The 17,734-nt window shown below is 52.8% G+C and carries 14 protein-coding genes; 5 read left to right on the top strand and 9 right to left on the bottom strand.

The window, feature by feature from the left end; translation table 11 throughout:
• The first annotated feature begins 94 nt into the window (after positions 1 to 94).
• Positions 95 to 2,134 (top strand): thioredoxin domain-containing protein, encoded by a 2,040-nt coding sequence (locus VB712_RS11080; protein WP_323254625.1) that lies wholly within the window; start codon positions 95 to 97, stop codon positions 2,132 to 2,134.
• A gap of 176 nt (positions 2,135 to 2,310) precedes the next feature.
• Here VB712_RS11080 and VB712_RS11075 read toward each other — a convergent pair whose 3' ends face one another.
• Complete coding sequence (locus tag VB712_RS11075; protein ID WP_323254624.1) at positions 2,311 to 3,171, bottom strand: glycosyltransferase family 2 protein; 861 nt, start codon at positions 3,169 to 3,171, stop codon at positions 2,311 to 2,313.
• 57 nt (positions 3,172 to 3,228) lie between these two features.
• Between VB712_RS11075 and VB712_RS11070 the strand changes: the two genes are divergently transcribed.
• Positions 3,229 to 3,915, top strand: a complete 687-nt coding sequence (locus tag VB712_RS11070) for a precorrin-8X methylmutase (protein ID WP_323254623.1) — start codon at positions 3,229 to 3,231, stop codon at positions 3,913 to 3,915.
• Positions 3,916 to 3,988: 73 nt separating this feature from the next.
• On the opposite strand, the gene sds is transcribed toward VB712_RS11070, so the two are convergent.
• On the bottom strand, positions 3,989 to 4,960 hold the full coding sequence (gene sds / locus VB712_RS11065; protein WP_323254622.1) for a solanesyl diphosphate synthase: 972 nt from the start codon (positions 4,958 to 4,960) through the stop codon (positions 3,989 to 3,991).
• A gap of 306 nt (positions 4,961 to 5,266) precedes the next feature.
• Positions 5,267 to 5,716 (bottom strand): RNA-binding protein, encoded by a 450-nt coding sequence (locus tag VB712_RS11060; RefSeq protein WP_323254621.1) that lies wholly within the window; start codon positions 5,714 to 5,716, stop codon positions 5,267 to 5,269.
• A gap of 601 nt (positions 5,717 to 6,317) precedes the next feature.
• Here VB712_RS11060 and VB712_RS11055 point away from each other — a divergent pair.
• Together VB712_RS11055 and VB712_RS11050 are read left to right on the top strand one after the other, a co-directional pair.
• Positions 6,318 to 6,500 carry an NblA/ycf18 family protein gene (locus VB712_RS11055; protein ID WP_323254620.1) on the top strand — a complete coding sequence of 61 codons (183 nt, stop codon included), beginning with the start codon at positions 6,318 to 6,320 and terminating at the stop codon, positions 6,498 to 6,500.
• A gap of 231 nt (positions 6,501 to 6,731) precedes the next feature.
• Positions 6,732 to 7,610, top strand: a complete 879-nt coding sequence (locus VB712_RS11050; RefSeq protein WP_323254619.1) for a universal stress protein — start codon at positions 6,732 to 6,734, stop codon at positions 7,608 to 7,610.
• Between the two features lie 193 nt (positions 7,611 to 7,803).
• On the opposite strand, the gene VB712_RS11045 is transcribed toward VB712_RS11050, so the two are convergent.
• From VB712_RS11045 to VB712_RS11020, 6 genes are all read right to left on the bottom strand, one after another.
• Positions 7,804 to 9,309, bottom strand: coding sequence for a serine/threonine-protein kinase (locus VB712_RS11045; RefSeq protein WP_323254618.1), 1,506 nt, complete (start codon positions 9,307 to 9,309; stop codon positions 7,804 to 7,806).
• A gap of 80 nt (positions 9,310 to 9,389) precedes the next feature.
• Complete coding sequence (locus tag VB712_RS11040; RefSeq protein ID WP_323254617.1) at positions 9,390 to 9,845, bottom strand: hypothetical protein; 456 nt, start codon at positions 9,843 to 9,845, stop codon at positions 9,390 to 9,392.
• Positions 9,846 to 9,869: 24 nt separating this feature from the next.
• Complete coding sequence (locus VB712_RS11035; protein ID WP_323254616.1) at positions 9,870 to 11,033, bottom strand: anhydro-N-acetylmuramic acid kinase; 1,164 nt, start codon at positions 11,031 to 11,033, stop codon at positions 9,870 to 9,872.
• A gap of 186 nt (positions 11,034 to 11,219) precedes the next feature.
• A complete protein-coding gene (locus tag VB712_RS11030) occupies positions 11,220 to 11,756 on the bottom strand; it encodes an FKBP-type peptidyl-prolyl cis-trans isomerase (protein ID WP_323254615.1) in 537 nt (178 codons plus the stop codon).
• 21 nt (positions 11,757 to 11,777) lie between these two features.
• Positions 11,778 to 12,101: a phasin family protein gene (locus VB712_RS11025; protein WP_323254614.1), complete on the bottom strand. Its 324-nt coding sequence runs from the start codon at positions 12,099 to 12,101 to the stop codon at positions 11,778 to 11,780.
• Positions 12,102 to 12,230: 129 nt separating this feature from the next.
• A complete protein-coding gene (locus tag VB712_RS11020) occupies positions 12,231 to 16,001 on the bottom strand; it encodes a PAS domain-containing protein (protein WP_323254613.1) in 3,771 nt (1,256 codons plus the stop codon).
• Between the two features lie 321 nt (positions 16,002 to 16,322).
• Between VB712_RS11020 and VB712_RS11015 the strand changes: the two genes are divergently transcribed.
• A complete protein-coding gene (locus VB712_RS11015) occupies positions 16,323 to 17,564 on the top strand; it encodes a VWA domain-containing protein (protein ID WP_323254612.1) in 1,242 nt (413 codons plus the stop codon).
• The last annotated feature ends 170 nt before the right edge of the window (positions 17,565 to 17,734 follow it).

The raw sequence follows: 17,734 nt of genomic DNA, 5'->3' as shown, positions 1-17,734 counted from the left end.
CAAACAATGCCATCCTTCACCCTACATCAGAAGCGTTTTTCCCCTTCTGCCTTCATCCTTCTGCCTTCATCCTTCATCCTTTCCCCTTCGTCCCATGTCCAACCGTCTTGCCCAGAGCCAAAGCCTCTACCTCCGTAAACACGCTGAAAACCCCATTGATTGGTGGCCCTGGTGTGATGCAGCTTTAGAGAAAGCTGCTACCGAAGATAAGCCCATCTTTCTTTCCGTCGGTTATTCCAGTTGCCACTGGTGTACGGTCATGGAGGGAGAAGCCTTTTCCGATGAGGCGATCGCCCATTATCTCAATACCCACTTTGTCCCCATTAAAGTGGATCGCGAAGAACGCCCCGACCTCGATAGCATCTATATGCAGGCGTTGCAAATGCTCACGGGGCAAGGGGGCTGGCCCTTGAATATTTGGCTGACACCGGGCGATCGCATCCCCTTCTATGGGGGAACCTATTTCCCCATCCAAGCCCGCTACGGTCGCCCCGCCTTCCTCGACCTCCTCCACGCCCTTGATCGCTTCTACCACGAAGATAAAACCAAACTATCCAGCATCCAAGACCAAATCTACACCGCCCTCAAACGCTCCACCCTCCTCCCCGTCAGCGATACACCCCTTAACGCTGAACTCCTCCACAGCGGCATCAACACCAGCACTGGCATTATCGGCACACCCCGTCCCGGTAATCCCAGCTTTCCGATGATTCCCTATAGCGATCTGGTACTGGCAGGCAGTCGTTTCCCTGGCCGGGAAACGGCGACGGCGATCGCCCAACAGCGGGGGAATGCCTTGGCCCTGGGGGGCATTTATGATCATGTGGCTGGCGGCTTCCATCGCTATACCGTTGATGCCACTTGGACGGTTCCCCATTTTGAAAAAATGCTCTACGACAATGGCCAGATTGTCGAATACCTGGCTAATCTGTGGAGTGCGGGCCATCGTGAGCCGGCCTATCGGCGGGCCGTCGTAGGCACGATCGCCTGGCTCCAACGGGAAATGACCGCCCCAGAGGGGTATTTCTACGCTGCCCAAGATGCCGATAGTTTCCCTGATCCCACAGTGGTAGAGCCGGAGGAAGGGGTTTTTTATATCTGGGGTTATGAGGAACTGAGTCAACAGTTAAGCGCAGGGGAATTACGCGCCCTCTCTGGAGCCTTCAGTATTACCCCAGAAGGGAATTTTGAGGGGATGAATGTGCTGCAACGGGATGAAGGGGGCGATCTTGCGCCGGAAGTGGAAGCGGCCTTGGCGAAACTGTTTACCATCCGTTACGGGGCATCACCCCAGGAATGCCCAACATTCCCCCCCGCCATCGATAACCACAGCGCCAAAACCTATCCTTGGCCCGGTCGAATTCCCGCCGTCACCGATCCGAAAATGATCGCCGCTTGGAATGGGTTGATGATTTCAGGATTAGCACGGGCGGCGGCGGTGTTTGATCTGCCAGAAGCGTTAACCCTGGCAACGGGAGCAATGGAATTTCTCCTGAACCAACAAGGGATAGAGGGACGCTTCCACCGTTTAAATTATGGCGGGACAGTATCTGTGCCTGCCCAATCGGAAGATTACGCCTTTGTGATTAAGGCTCTGTTGGATCTTTACCAAGTGGAGCAGGAAGAGCAATGGTTAACGGCAGCGATCGCTCTTCAGGCAGAGTTTGATCAATACCTTTGGAATGATCAAGGGGGCGGTTATTTCAATGGGGCAGTGGATGCCAGCGGGGATCTGTTGGTGCGGGAACGGAGTTATGTAGACAATGCCACGCCAGCGCCCAATGGGGTGGCGATCGCCAATTTAGTCCGCCTCGCCCTCGTCACCCAAACCACCCCCTATTTAGAACGGGCAGAGCAGGGCTTACTCGCCTTTGTGGGAATCATGGATCAATCCCCCGCCGCCTGTCCCAGCTTATTCGCAGCCTTGGATTGGTTTTTAGCGGCGACATTAGTACGGTCTGATGCTGATCAATTACGCGCATTGGGCCAACAGTTTTGGCCCAGGGCCATGTACCGCCAAGAGGAGATGACCGGGGAAGCCATTGCCCTCGTCTGCCAAGGCCTCACCTGTTTACCCCCCGTCACCACCCCGGAACAATTTGCCAAACTCCTTCAGCAGTGCCACAACCCTTGAGAAGAAAGAGGAAAGAAGAAAGAGGAAAGAGGCAAGAGGCAAGAGGCAAGAGGCAAGAGGCAAGAGGCAAGAGGCAAGAGGCAAGAGGCAAGATCCTGCTCACTTCTCACTTCTCACTTCTCACTCCTCACTCCTCACTCCTCACTCCTCACTCCTCACTCCTCACTCCTCACTCCTCACTCCTCTCTTCTCACTCCTTCCCACCGTTCTGCCACCTCCCGCCAAATTTGCGGGAGATAAGTCAACAGATTGTAATGGGGGGCGAGATATTGGCTGTAGGTCAGAATGTAGCGGAGCAGGCGGAGACGATGGGGGCAAAAATAACGGTTAAAGGCGATGCTGGCATAGAGGCGACTGACATACATCCCTAAAGGGCGGCGGGTGATCACGGTGCGATCGCAATAATGCTCCACATAAGCACCGGGAATGCAGCGACTTTTAAAGCCATGGGCATAGAGATAGGCCCCAAATTCTAAAAAACTTTCCCCATAGCTGTTAAAGTTCTCGATCATCCGAAAACCTTGATCAAAGACGGTGCGGGGGTAAATTGTTGAACCATCAGCAATGCCCCAATTATCATCGGGTTGGGTAATCCCCAAGCCGACCCCTGAGGCAGAAAGCTGATTGGCTCGCTCTGTATGAGAATAAAAGACCCCATCGATATAGCTCCGTTCCCCGGTAGTCCAAAGGGCATTGGGATCAGCCTTGATCGCTTCCCAGCATTGGGCAAAATGATCCGGGGGAAAGCGGTGGTCATCATCCATGGTGCGGATGTGGGTTCCGGTGCAGGCGAGGGCGGCGTGGTTGCGGTTGGCATAGAGGCCCCGGCGCGGCCCCTGGATATAGCGACAATCCCACTGTTGAGCGATCGCCTGATTTTCCCCCTGAAATTCCGGGTCAGAATCATCGGAAATAATAATTTCTGTGGGTTGCACCGATTGCAATGGGTACGCTGATGCGGAGCGCACCGAGGCTAAACAAGTCGCTAAGGATTGGGGGCGATTGCGGGTTAAAAGAGCAACACTGAGTTTAAGCACGGGTGAGCCAAGTCCAGTAGGATCAACATTCAAGCATAATCAGTAAAGGAGAGGGGCTTGAACGCTTTAGATCATCCCATTGTCACCGCAAGTTTCGCCATTATTGACCAGGAAGTGGGTTCCCATAACCTTGATCCAGCAGAGTATGCGATCGCCCGTCGGGTGATTCACAGTACGGCGGATTTTGAATTTTTGCAGTTGTTGCAGTTTAGTCCAGGGGCGATCGCCGCCGGGATTGCTGCCATCCAAAACCATCAGCCCATCATTGTCGATGTCACAATGGTACGCCAGGGCATTCTCAGCAAAGTGGGGCGCACATTCCAAAACCCCATCCTCACCGCCCTCGATTTTGCCCCCACCCCAGAGCCGGGCAAAACCCGCACCGAAACCGGGATCTTACACTGTTTTAGAGAAGCTCCCCAAGGGATCTATGTGATTGGCAATGCCCCCACCGCCTTACTCGCGCTCTGTGATGCCATGACTAACACGGGCCAAAAACCAGCGTTAATCATTGGCGTACCCGTCGGTTTTGTCCAAGTGGAGGAATCTAAAACCCGTTTAGCCACGATGGATTTACCCTACATCCTTACCACCGGCCGCAAAGGTGGTTCACCCGTTGCCGCAGCGATCGTGAATGCTTTACTAAATCTCGCAACCCTCAGCCTAAATCCCTCCCAGAGAGGGAGAGGGACTTTGAATCTAGCTCCCCTTCTCCCCTCTGTAGGAGAAGGGGCTGGGGGATGAGGGGCAGGGCGAAAAATTTTTGTGCCTCCGGCAGGCTTACGCCAACGCCCCTACTCCCCACTCCTCCCTTCAATTACGCCATCCGATTCAGACTATAATTCGCCAAATCCTCTAAAGCTTGGGCGCAGGGGGAAGGGGGAAGGCTTTTGAGATGGGCGATCGCCTCCTCGCAATGGTGTTGAGCCAATTGGCGCGATCGCTCAATGCCCCGACTATTACGCACCAACTCCAACGCCTGCTCCAAATCCCCCGCCTGACTAAACTCCCGCTCAATCAACACCGCAATATAGGGGTGCTCCTCCAAAGCGTAAAGCACCGGAGCCGTCAGATTGCCACTGGCCAGATCCGATCCCGCCGGTTTCCCCAGTACCTCACTGGTGGCGGTGAAATCGAGAATATCGTCGATGATTTGAAACGCCAGGCCGAAGTGATGGCCGTAAAGATAGAGTTCTTGGGTCAATTCCTCCGGAGCATCGCTGAGGACGGCGGCGGCCTTGGCACTATTGGCAATTAGCGAAGCGGTTTTGTAATAGCTCTTTTCTAAATAGGCCTCAATGGACAAATCCGTATCAAAGCGATTTAACCCCTGACGAATTTCCCCCTCCGCAAAATCGCGAATCACCTCCGAGAGCAGCTTCACCACCTGCAAATTATCTAAATTCGCCAAATACCAAGAAGACTGGGCAAAGAGAAAATCCCCCGCCAACACCGCAATCCGGTTGCCGAAAAAACTATTCACCGTCGCCACATTGCGCCGCAGTTCCGATTCATCCACCACATCATCATGGACGAGGCTCGCCGTGTGGATCATTTCGGTGATTTCTGCTAAACGGCGATGGCGCGGTGTAATCTCTTGCCCCATCATCGTCCCCCGCGACACCATTAAGACAATGGCGGGTCGCATCCGCTTGCCCCCAGCCCCAAATAAATGCTCGGCAGCCGCGCTGAGAATGGGATGCTTGGCCCCCACTAAGGCCTTGAGATTAGTGGTGAGAATCTCAAGATCAGCTTCTACCGGGGAAAATAGGGATTTTACAGAGATCATTGGTACGCCCCAACTGGCAAAGAATAGTTAAAAAAGTTTACATATCTTTTAACTTATTTTAAGCTAATCACCCGGCCATGGGCCAAGTTGATCAAAAATTAACCGGGTGTAGCTCAATTTGGCGACACCCACCCCTACCCCAACCCGGAAGAAACTTTTAAGGGTTTCCCCCCTAGGAGCGGGCTGGGTGCAAGGTGGGGAGATGCACCCAAGCCCTGGGCGCTCTCCTTGCTTGAGGTATTGCTGACAACAAAAAGCGCAAACAACACCGAGGCTGCCTGCGCGGATTGGGGCTTGAATCGTCCCTTAGGTGTTGGTGGCCTGGGCGGTGAGCATTTCCTTCAGCCGGGCGAGATCATCGGCCCAGCGGGGATCGGGCTGAACCGAACCGCTGGATGATGAAGCCGTCGTGGTGGTGGTTTGCCGTTTTTTGTTGGTGCTAGCCGTTCGCTTCGTGGTGGGGCTAGGGGTGGGGGTGCTACCTTCCTTTTCCCCTTTCGCTTTTTCCCGAGGCAGGGCTTTTTCGATTTTGAGGGTGGTATCCATGAAGGCTTGACCGTTGTGTTTTTCGATCACTTGATCTGCCATCTCATCGGTGGGAACAGTGACAAAGGCAAAACCACGACATTTCCCGGTTTTACGGTCTTTGATCACTTTGGTGGACACTTCTTCGCCAAATTCCTCAAAAACAGCATGGAGGGCTTGGCGATCAACGGATTCTTTAGGCAAATTGCCGACATAAAGACGAATAGACATGAAAGTTAACTCCGAACAACAATAAACACCGTGAATGGATAAAGTGACCCAAACCCACGTCTTGAAGCTTGAATCAGGCCGCTCTGTAGCCAGTTTGGCGGAAAACGACACTTTACATGGATCAATAACTTAAAGCAATCGATAAAATTTTTGCCCCCAGTCTCTCTATGTTGATGCTTTTGTTCTTGTTGCGCCACAGTTGATTTTGAATGGGCTGGTTTTAAATAGCACAACCCGGCTCCAGACTGGGGTTTCTTCCAGGCCCATCGATTTAAAGATGAATTGGCCAGATACAATTTACTGTTTTTTGCTGACCCCACGCCTAATTATTACAGAATGTTTACGCATTGCGTCAAATTTTTTGAAGAATTGGCTCAATTTCCAGGGCCAAGGACGACGTAGAGAGGGGGCGATCGCCCCGTTGATACCCCATCGACTCACTGCCCCCAACCCGATTAGCGCAAGAAAATTTTTAAAACCGTATCAGAGGTAACTGGCAATCTTGTCAAGGATTTGTTAGATTTTGTAATATCAACAGTAACCCGTTCGTTGCTGGTTTCCGTAATCCACAGTAAACGTCGTTTGTCGTTTGGAGGTTTCCATGTCCCAACCCGTTGATCTTTCCTTGGAACAACAGTTCAACATCCGCTCCTTTGAAACCCAGGTGCAGCAGATGAGCCGCGAGCAAGCCCAGGAGTTTTTGGTGAATATGTACCGCCAGATGCTGGTGCGGGAAAATATGTATAAAGATTTCCTGCGCCATGAATGGGGCATTGGTGCATAGCGGTGGCGGTTGATACCGTCCATTGGGGAGAGGCCGACCTCACAACTCTCGCATCGTTACCATGGCAACCATGCTGGGGGTTTCGGGGCGTACCCTCAATCCATCCACCATTCATCCGTTCGACTTATGGCCCCAATTAAAACACCTATCTCTACTAACCGAACAAGAGTTGAGAAGATGTAGGACAATATAGGACAATAGAAGACAAGCCCACTCCTCAGCCTGTGTTCTATGTTTCAACGCTGCTTAATTTGTACAGATTTTTCCGATGGCCTCCAACGCCTAATCCGTTTTGTCCCGGCTTTGGCTGCTGGGGGATTTACCCAAATTGTCTTTGTCCACACTGTTCCCCTCTGGGAAGAGGGGGATGTTCCCCGTGTGGATCAAGAAAGAATTGATGCGGCCCGGGCCCGCCTAGAAGGGGCGGCGGCCCATGCCCCTGGTGGAGTGGAAATGATCATTGAGGTGCGATCGGGCAAAGCGGCCGAGATCATTCCTAAACTGCTCGAACAGTATCATAGTGATCTGATTCTCATGGGTACACCCACCCGCAGCCTGATGCAAGAAACCGTGTTTGGCAGCACCACCCAAAGTTTAACCCGCAATACCAAAAGCCCTCTTCTGATTCTTCGTCCCCAACTGGTTTCGGTTTATCGTGAGGAAGAACTCAATTTGCGCTGTCAAAACCTTTGGCGCAGTTTGTTGATTCCCTACAACGGCAGTCCATCGGCAGATTATTTAATCGAACGCCTTAAAGGATTAATTGCCAAGGATCCTGACCACAGCCTGACCCAATGCCATCTGGTTTGGGTGGTGACAAGCGGGGGTCGTCGTACTGAGCAGGACAGCTATCAATATCAAATGGCGGAGGGAAAGTTAGCGGCGGTGAAGACGGATTTTGCGGCGATGGGGGTTGCGGTGGAAACTGTGGTACGGACAGGGGATCCTTTGCAGGAAATCATGACTGTGGCCATGGAGATGGATATTAGTGCGATCGCCATTGCCTACCAAAGTCGGGGCGCACTGCTAGATTGGACTTCCCCCAGCTTTGCCAATGAGGTGTTGCGCAACAGTTGGTTCCCGGTTTTATTTTTTAGCCCCAAAGAATAAGCCAGTTTCTCTCGGCTCTGCCGAAGGGCGAAAGATTTTTCGCCCCTACAGCCTGATAGCAGATTGCGAAAGGATGAGAAGGCCATTTCCCCCTTTTTAAGGGGGATCAATGGGGGTATTCATACCTCAAGTTGATGAAAGTTGATGAAAGTTGATGAAAGTTGATGAAAACCGCGATCTCCGCAATCCGACGTTAATAGTGATGGGTGGCGCTGGCATTAGCCTCTAGTTTCATTAAAATTTTCGGCTTCAGTTTTTCCAATTCCTGACGCAATAGACTTTTGCTCATTGTGGCCTGCCCAGCATTGGGGAGGCCCTTGCTAATTTGTACCCAATCTTGGAGACGACGGCATTGCTCCGGATCAATGGTGGTGGTGGTGAGGTTTTCGCATTGGTTCGGGTTTTCGAGGGCAAAGAAGAGGATGCGATAGTAGCCATTTGCCCCTAACAGATGGGTGATTTTTTGCCCCATGCCGGTTTTGAGGTCAAGGTAACAGGGGAGCCAACGGGGGCCCTCTTTACGGTTATAAAGCACCGTCAGCCAGAGCAGCATCGGGTGGGGAATGGTGGAAAACAGGAATTGGTTATAACGGGTGCTGGAGCGACGTTTAACGATATCCTCCAACTCCAACATCACCCACAGGGAAGCATAAAGATCATTATTGGCCCGGATCAATTGCGGAAACACAATTTTCTGGCGGGGTTTGTCCTGGGGCCATTTTTGTTGCCAGCAAACTTGTTCGAGGCTGGATTGGGTGCGGCTTTCTTCGCGGGTGAGGGTGGGGGCGATCGCATCCAGTTGCGCCAGTTTACGGGTGCGGTTATATTCCGCCTCCATGGGTTCAATGAGTTGCAAAATATCCCGCACCGATTGGGGGCGATGGTCAGGATTTTTCGCCAAACAGCGCATCACCAACTGGCTCAGTTCGGGGGGGATTTTTAATTCTGACCGTAGGGGGAGGGGCTGAAAATCGTGGTGTGCCTTATACCAACCACCAAAGGAATTATTTTCCGGCAGCAGCGGCATATCCCGCGACAGCATTTCATAAAGTGTTACGCCTAAACTGTAAATATCCGAACGGCTATCGAGTTCTTTGCCCTCCATCTGTTCTGGGGAGCAGTAGGCGAGGGTTCCCATAAACGAATGGGTTTGATCCCGGTTCGCTTCCACCAGTTTGGCAATCCCAAAATCTAGCAGCTTGACCAATTCGCCAAAACTGACATCTTGGACAAGGAGGATATTACTGGGCTTAATATCCCGGTGAATGATTTGGCTCGGCTCCCCTTTAAATAAAATGCCTTGGTGGGCGCATTCTAAACCCCGACAAACCTGACGCAGGACACTTAAACATTGGCCAAAGGGGAGGGCGCGGGTTTTGATCATGTCGCTGAGGTTTTCCCCTTCGAGGAATTCCATCACGTAGTAGGGGACATCATGATCATCTACGCCATAATCCTTGACTCGGACAATGTGCATCGTTTTTTCTGCTAATAGGGCGCAGATCGTGGCTTCTCGCTCGAAGCGATCGCGCATCCGCTGATTGAGCAGGGTTTGAGCTAAGAATTTCACTGCCACTGTCACCCCCCCTAACAAGGTATCCTCGGCACGGTAGACCCGTCCCATGGCACCTTTTCCGGCAAGTTCAACTAAGCGATAGCGATTGGACAAGCGACGACCAATGTTTGGGTCGGTACTCATATGGCGATCCCCTTCTTGGAGCCTCAATCCTCACGGATTGGCTATGGTGTGATTTTAGCGCGGGTTACGCGGGATCAACCTTATCCCTGACGCTGGAGGGTGGCCTCCATGGTGGTGATCAGTGCGGGGCCGACAAAAGTTCCCCCAGAAAAGAGGTAGGTTTTTTCATCAAGACGATGGAGGCTCTCAAAGCCATTACGCCGCTGGCTTTGGCGATCGTCTTCACTGATCACTTGATACTGCTGCACAATGGAATCCGGTGCGATCCAGCCTTCTCCCTCCACTCGGCCGAGGGTGCTGTGTTGCAAGACGAAGTTGTAGAAGCGATCGCCCAAATCGAGACGACCTCGATATTGTAAGGTCATTTGTGGATGCTCTCCCTGGGGAAATTCGAGGCGCGTCACCCAGGTAAACCAGCTTTGTTGACCCCAGGCAATTAAGGTTTTGCCTGCAATGGGTACGGGTAAACCCTGACGTTCTAACCAATGACCTTTGAAGGTCCAGCGCCCTTCCTCGAGTAGAAAGGTGTGAGACACAGTTTAACAGCACGGATGAGGTTTTCAGGCTCTAGTATAACCCCCGTTTTGGCCAATCACCGGATGGATTTCTCCGAGGGGAATGGCTTGTTTGGCTCCGGTGACGGCGGGGACGTTGCCCGGTGCACCTTGCCAACGCCAATAGGCGAGGACGGCAAAGGCGATCGCCTCTTTAAAATCCGGGTCTAGGCCATAATCGGCGGTGGTGGCCACTGTGGCGGGGGCTAAATGGTGGGCGAGTCGCTCACACAGGTAAGTATTGCGACTACCACCCCCGGCTAAAAGTACCCGTACTGGGGATTGGGGTAAGGATTGGCGGTAGCTGTGGGCGACGGAAAGGGCGGTGAATTCTGTTAAGGTGGCCAGCCAATCGGCGGGACTGAGGCCGTAGGGTTCGGCATCGGTGGCACATTGGGCGAGATAGTCGGGGCTGAAGAGTTCGCGGCCAGTGGATTTGGGGGGAGGTTCGTGGAAAAAGGGATGGTTTAACCAGTGATCAATTAAGGGGAGACAGGGCTGGCCTTGGGCGGCCCATTGGCCGCCGGGATCATAGGTTTGTTGCCCGTGGGTGAGTTGGGCGATCGCCAAATCCAATAACACATTCCCCGGCCCCGTATCCCAGCCTAAAACCTGATCCTGCCAATCCGGTTGTTGACGGGGAGGCAAGTAGGTGACATTGCCAATGCCGCCTAGGTTCTGGATACAGCGGGGTTCGCTGGGATGGCTCAGGAGGGCTAAATCTAAGCGGGACACCAAGGGCGCACCTTGGCCACCAGCGGCCAGATCTGCCACCCGGAAGTTATTCACCGTTGGCGTTTGGGTGAGGTGGGCCAACGTCGCCCCCCGCCCCAATTGGAGGCTATAGCCGAGATCCCCCGCTGGCGGTCGGTGGTAGAGGGTTTGGCCGTGGGAGCCGATTAAATCCACGGGGCCAGTTTGGGCGGTTAAAACCGCGACGGCTTCCGCAAAGGCACAGGCGATCGCCTCATCTAAAACCGCAAATTCCGCCAACGTCAACGCCGCCCCGCCGCAAAGGTCGAGAATTTGCGATCGCAACGCCGTCGGATAAGGCACAGTCATCCCGGCCATTAAATGCACCGAAATCGCTAAATCCGTCCCTTCAATCTCCACACAGGCCACATCAATGCCATCCACCGATGTACCGCTAATTAAACCAATCACCCGCATTTTTGTTTTCCCAATTCCCTAACAAGCACCCCTTTTTAAGGGAGTGTATTCTTGAACCCCCCTTTTTAAGGGGGGCAGGGGGGATCCCGCTTCGTTTTGAGGCTCACGATCCCCCCGGCTACGCCGACCCCCTTAACAAGGGGGTTAATTTCAGAACCCCCCTTTTTAAGGGGGGCAGGGGGGATCCTACTTAATCTCCAACAATTCCACATCAAAAATGAGCGTTGCATTGGGAGGAATCACGCCCCCCGCGCCACGAGCGCCATAGCCCAATTCCGAAGGAATGATCAACTTGCGTCGTTCCCCCAATTGCATGGACATCACCCCTTCATCCCAGCCCTTAATCACCTGGCCAATGCCAATCTTGAAAGAAAACGGCTGACCGCGATCGCGGGAACTATCAAACTGCTTACCATCCTCTAAGGTTCCCGTGTAATGCACCACCACGGTTTTACCGGATTCGGGGGTTGCCCCACTACCGGCCTTGAGGACTTCATACTGCAAACCCGACTCCGTTGTTACAATCTCACTCACAGGGGTTGATTCCTCATCTAAAGTTGGGGTGGGAGCCTCGACTGCCACCGTTTCCGTCAGTGTATCAGGGGAAGCACTCGCTTCAGCAGCGATCGCCTCCGGCCCATTCCCCAACCCGAAAATTAATGAACTGACGAGCACAAGGAGGCACACCGCCATAATTCCAAAACTAATCCAAATTTCACGCATCACGTTTCCCATGAACTCCAATTAACGCCACAGTTTATTTTCTAAATCTCGCACTTGATGCTCCAGGCGGTCAATGCGGCCCCGCAGTTCATCCACCTCCGACTGCCGCGCTACACCAAAATCCCGGAACAAATGGCGCATTTGCACCTGCATCCGCTCCTCAAGATTGCCCTGCTCCCCCTTTACCTTCTCCACCACCTCATCGATGATGGCGCGGGCCTGCTCCGGCTCGATCTTCCCTTCTCGAACCAATTGATCCCCCACTTCCGTTAATTTTTCCGCTAAAAACGACGTGGTTCCCACCCCAATGGTGAAAAGTTCTTGAATCCAGTTATTGTTATCCATCGGCTTTGCATTTTGGAAATCGCATCTTTGCCCCATTGTCCTGTACTGTCCCCCAGACCTGCCACCTCACAACCGTTATTCCTGGCCGCAGGAGGGCAAATCCTCTGATTATCGCTCAATCCCTCAGGCTTATGGGGCGATGGGAACAGTAAAAGCAAAGGTGCTCCCTTCCCCCACCACCGTTTCCACCCAAATTTTACCCCCATGTTGCTCGACAATTTGACGACAGATGGCTAACCCCAGACCCGTGCCGCCAATTTGCCGGACATCGGAGCCATCCCCTTGGCGAAAATGGTCAAAAATAATCGGGATTTGTGCCGATGGAACGCCCCGGCCTTGGTCTTGAACGGTGATGACGAGATCTTTTTCACTGTAGGGGCGGGCTGTGAGGTGAATGGTGGAATGGGGGGGGGAAAATTTAATCGCATTGTTGATCAAGTTGATCAACACTTGGAGGAGATAGTCACGATCGCCCCACAGGGTTAAAGGAACGGGTAAAAGGGCCATGGTGAGGGTGATATTTTGCTCCATGGCAAAAACATTTTGAGTGGCGATCGCCTCTTGCAATAAATGCTGCACATCCCAAGCTTCCATCCGAAATTGGGATTGTTTGGCCTTGAGCCGCTGAAGATCGAGAATATCACTCACCAACCGATTGAGGCGGTCTGTATTGCGCACTGCAATTTCTAACATCCGCTGACCTTGGGGGGTGAGTTGCCCCAATTTCCCCGTTAGGAGCAGTTTTAAAGAACCATGGAGGGAAGTCATGGGTGTGCGCAATTCATGGCTAATCACGGCGATCAATTCATCCTTAATCCGCTCCATTTCCTTGCGATCGCTAATATCCATGTGGGTTCCGGTAATCCGCAGCGGTTTCCCCTGGGCATCATAGTCAAACACCTTGCCATGGGAGGCAATCCACACCCAATGGCCATCCCGATGGCGCATCCGAAATTCCGATTCATAAACCGGCGTTTCCCCGGCAATATGCCGCCCCAACTGGTCAACCATCACCGGCAAATCCTCAGGGTGTACCAGTTCCCGCCAACCCGTTGGCGTATCAAAGGGATTCCCCATTGCATAGCCCAGCATTTGCCAATAGCGAGCATTGTGGACAGCGGTATTTTGTTGGGGTTGACAGTCCCACAACCCCAAATTACTGCCATCTACTGCCAATTGCAGGCGTTCCTCACTGCGGCGACGATCCTGTTCTGCCACCAGACGCTCTAATTCTGCCCCAGCGCGGGCGGCGAAAATTTGTAGAATTAACAGCGGTAATTCCGGTTCTTTGAGCGGTTTAGTATCCATAATCGCCAAATGCCCCAAAATGCGATTGGTTGCATCCTGAAGGGGAACACCGGCATAACTGACCATGCCCTGATTCACCAAATAAAAATCCTCAGGAAACTGCGATTGCACAGCATCGGGATAGAGACAGACCTGCCCCCGCGCAACCAGCGCACAGGGGGTATTGTGCAAATCGTATTCAAAATCCGCTTGAAAGGCAGATCCTTCCCAGATCGCCAAGGTTTTCGCCCGGCTGGGGGGCTGATTAAGGCAGGTGGAAACCACCGCACAACGCACATTCAACACCGCCGCCAGTTGTTTCACCAAGGCGCGAAAAAAATCCCGACCAATCTTGGCTGCCGTGTTTTTGAGCAACACTTGCAACGCCGCTTCTGTGAATTTGCGGGTGCTAATGTCCTCGGCAATCCCCGTAATCCGATAGACCTCCCCCGCAGTATTGCGAATGGGGAAAGCGCGATCGCGAATCCAACGCACCTCTCCATCGGGACGAATGATCCGGTATTCAACTTCACAGGCTGCCTGTTGTTGTTGCTCTAAAAAGGCCGCCATCACCGCCTGATCCTCTGGGTGAACGACCTGTTGATACAATTTGGGGTTTTGGTAGAGATCTTCACAGGATTGCCCCCAAATCGTTTCGTAAGCGGGGGAAACATAAAGTAATTGACCAGAGATTGGGTCAATCATCCAAAACACACTTTGGATATTTTCTGCCAATTGACGAAACCGCGCCTCACTTTCACTTAAGGCCGACTCAATAGTTTGTCGCTGCATCGCATTGGCAAAAATTTCCCCGACTAACTGGAGTAAAGCCACATCTTCCCCTTCCCAACTGCGGGGTTTTTGAATCGCATCTAACCCTAAAAAACCGATGAGTTCTCCTTGAGAAATAATCGGGACGGCAATTAAGGCGTGAATGCGTTGTTGTTGCCAATGGGCTTGCTCCGAGGCGGCGGCCGGTGGTAGGTGGGCGACCGAGGGGACGGAAATCACCTCTAACTGTTGTAATTGAGCCATCAGCCAGGGTAAATCGCCGCTGGAAACTGCATCACAGAGCAATTGAGGATGATCCAGATCGGGGTTAAGCCAAGCGTGGGTATGGATTAACGTTTGTCCTTCGAGTTGGCAAATATAGCTGCGATCCACTTGGGTAAACTCACCAATTTTGGCTAAGGTGGTTTCAATTTCGCGGTCAATATCAGCCCAGTCGAGATTAATAAATTGGGTGGAAATGGTGGTGATCAATTGTTCAAGGGCGAAGCGATCGCTCAGATGATGTTCTACCGCTTTTTGATGGGTAATATCCAAGGCTGTGCCAAATAACCGCGTTACCTGGCCCCGATGATTGAGAATCGGTTGCCCTCGCACCAGGAGATAGCGCAGAGTGCCATCGGGGCAGATAATCCGATGCTCCAGTTCATAGCTTTGGCCATGATTAATCGCCCCTTGAATCGTTTCTTCAACAATGGCGCGATCCTCAGGATGGATGGCGTGAAAGTATTGACCCTGGAGCATACCAGCGGCGGAATGGGTGATGTGAGTTTCTGGGTCATCAGCTTCGGGGGAGAGGTCAAAAATTTTAAACAGTTGCCGTGACCAGGTGGTGCGGCCGGTGATTAAATCCAGTTCCCAATCCCCCATATTGGCGAGGGCTTGGGCGGCTTCTAGCCTTTGCTGGCTTTCCTGCTGGAGGAGTTCTAATTCTTTTTGGGCGGTAATATCACGGGCGATCGCATAGATGACCGCTGCCTCTAGATCGGTGACGGAATTCCATTCCAACCAGCGATAACTACCATCAGCACAACGATAGCGGTTTTGAAAATGGACGATGCTTTTCCCCTCCATCAGTACCCGATAGACGCTTTGGGTTTGCCCCTGATCCTCAGGGTGAACAAACTCCAGAAATGGAGAGGTGGTTAAGGTGGCGGCACTGTGGCCCGTCACCACCAGCCAAGCCGGGTTAACGGTTTGAAAATAGCCGTCAAAATCCGCAATGCAGCAGGGATCAGCGGATTGCCGAAAGAAGCGATCGCCAAAACCGAGGATGGGCTGCTCGGTGTAACTATAAAATTGCGCCAACCGCAGGGTAATCGCCTGACTGGCCAGGGTTAAAGCATTGATCACCTCTTGATCCCACAACTGTTGCACCAACATCGGGGCAGCCTGCGAAAGCACATCCATCACCACATGATCACAACGTAAATAACCCAGGGGCTGCCCCTGCATCGTCAGGGGCAGGATTAACACCCCCTGAAGGCTGGCATCTTGTACCGTGGGCGGCAAGGGGCCATCCATGCCAATCCCCAAGGTAGGAATGAGGGTGATCACTTCTCCGGCGATGATTTTTGCCTGCCAGGTGGCGGGCCAATGGTTGAGAGATTCTTGGGGCAACGTGAGATGAGGACAAGGGGGAATCACCCACTGGTCTTGGAGCAAAAACCAGACCCCTTCATCCTCTGCGGTTAACCGATCAAACCAACACACTCGCTCAACTTGGGCAATTTTCCCCACCATGGGTAAAATTGCTGCTACGCAATGGTCGACATCGCTTTGGTTCAACAAAAGCTGTTGAATTTCCAAGAGGGTATTGAGCATAGTCGGGGCATAACTCTGGGTGCATTCCTGTTCTCTATTTTACGGGGATGTTTGGACAGAGTTAGCAATTTCTTTCACGGTAAAATAGTCGAGTCGGGCGGGATCCCGGAATCCCACTGTCAACGGTAGAGAATCTCGCTTATGCTTAAAAAGGTGAGTTTGCTGATCTCGCAGTTATTGCCCATCACTGCCCCTCAATTTGCCGATTTGTGGGGAAGGTTGTGGTTTTCAGCGTTTTCAAACTGCTCCAGCCCTTGATTTGCCGCGAAGATTGTTAACAAACCCACCCATTATGGGGATGGGGTTTCTCGGAGGAAGATTATGAAAGTTGGATTGCACCCTCTGCTCAACGACCCCCATATTGATGCCCGCCAACAGAGTAGCCAGCGACAACTGTCGATGGCAATTCGGGCGATCGCCCAAGCTCCCGATCAGGCTAACCTTCCCCTCAACCTCTGCCTCGTGCTGGATCACAGTGGTTCGATGAATGGAACCCCTTTAAAAACCGTCAAGCAAGCGGCCCTCAGCCTCATCGACCGCCTGAAGCCTAGGGATCACATTACTGTCATTGCCTTTGACCACCGGGCGAAAGTCCTCGTCCCCAATCAGCCGGTGGAAGATGTGGCGGCGATTAAATCCCGCATTGACCGCCTTGGCCCCGATGGGGGGACGGCCATTGATGAGGGGATGAAGTTGGGGATTGAGGAAACTGCGAAGGGGAAGCAGGATCGGACTTCGCAAATTTTCCTACTCACCGATGGGGAAAATGAGCATGGCGATAATGACCGCTGTTTGAAGTTGGCGAAGTTAGCTTCGGAATACAACATTACGCTGAATACCTTGGGGTTTGGGGCCCATTGGAATCAGGATGTGCTGGAGGCGATCGCCGATCAGGCCAATGGTACGTTGGCCTATATCGAAAGCCCGGAACAGGCGGGGAGCGAATTTGATCGCCTCTTTACCCGCGCCCAATCCGTGGGTTTAACCAATGCCTATCTCAACCTTGAACTGAGTCCAGGGGTGCGCTTGGCGGAACTGAAACCCATTGCCCAGGTGGCTCCGGAAACCGTGGAATTAACGGTACAACAGGAGGGCAATACCTACGGGGTGCGGTTGGGGGATTTGATGAGCGTTGAGCGGATTGTGTTAGCAAACCTCTATATTCACCAACTGCCGCCGGGCAATGCGGCCATTGCCACTGTTCAGGTGCGTTACGATGACCCGGCTACGGGGCAAACGGGCCTGGTTTCCGAGCGGATCCCCGTCTATGCCGAGGTGCAAACCGCCTATCAGCCCCAGCCGGAGCCAACGGTGCAAAAATCGATCCTCGCCTTGGCGAAATACCGCCAGACGCAAATTGCGGAAACAAAACTGCAACAGGGCGATCGCCTCGGTGCGGCCACCATGCTGCAAACTGCCGCCAAAACCGCCCTGCAATTGGGGGATGACAGCGGGGCCACTGTGTTGCAAAAAAGCGCCACCCAGTTACAGGCAGGGGAGGAATTGTCCGAAAGCGATCGCAAAAAAACCCGAATTGTCTCTAAGACGATCCTTCAGGAATGAGCCGTGAGCCACGAGGGAGAACGCTCCACTTCACTCTTTCCTCCCTGCTCTATGCTCTTGCCTCTTCCCTCCCTGAGCCAGATTGATCGCGTGATCGTGACACAGCACACAACAACAAGGGCTGAAACTCCCTATTCTGAAAGTTGGGTTATTCGCAACAGCGTGGTGTC

This window comes from Spirulina sp. CCNP1310 (assembly GCF_034932185.1).
Taxonomy (GTDB): Bacteria; Cyanobacteriota; Cyanobacteriia; order Cyanobacteriales; family Spirulinaceae; genus Spirulina.
The sequence above is the reverse complement of the archived record's forward strand: the minus strand, read 5'-3'. Positions and strand labels throughout refer to the sequence as shown.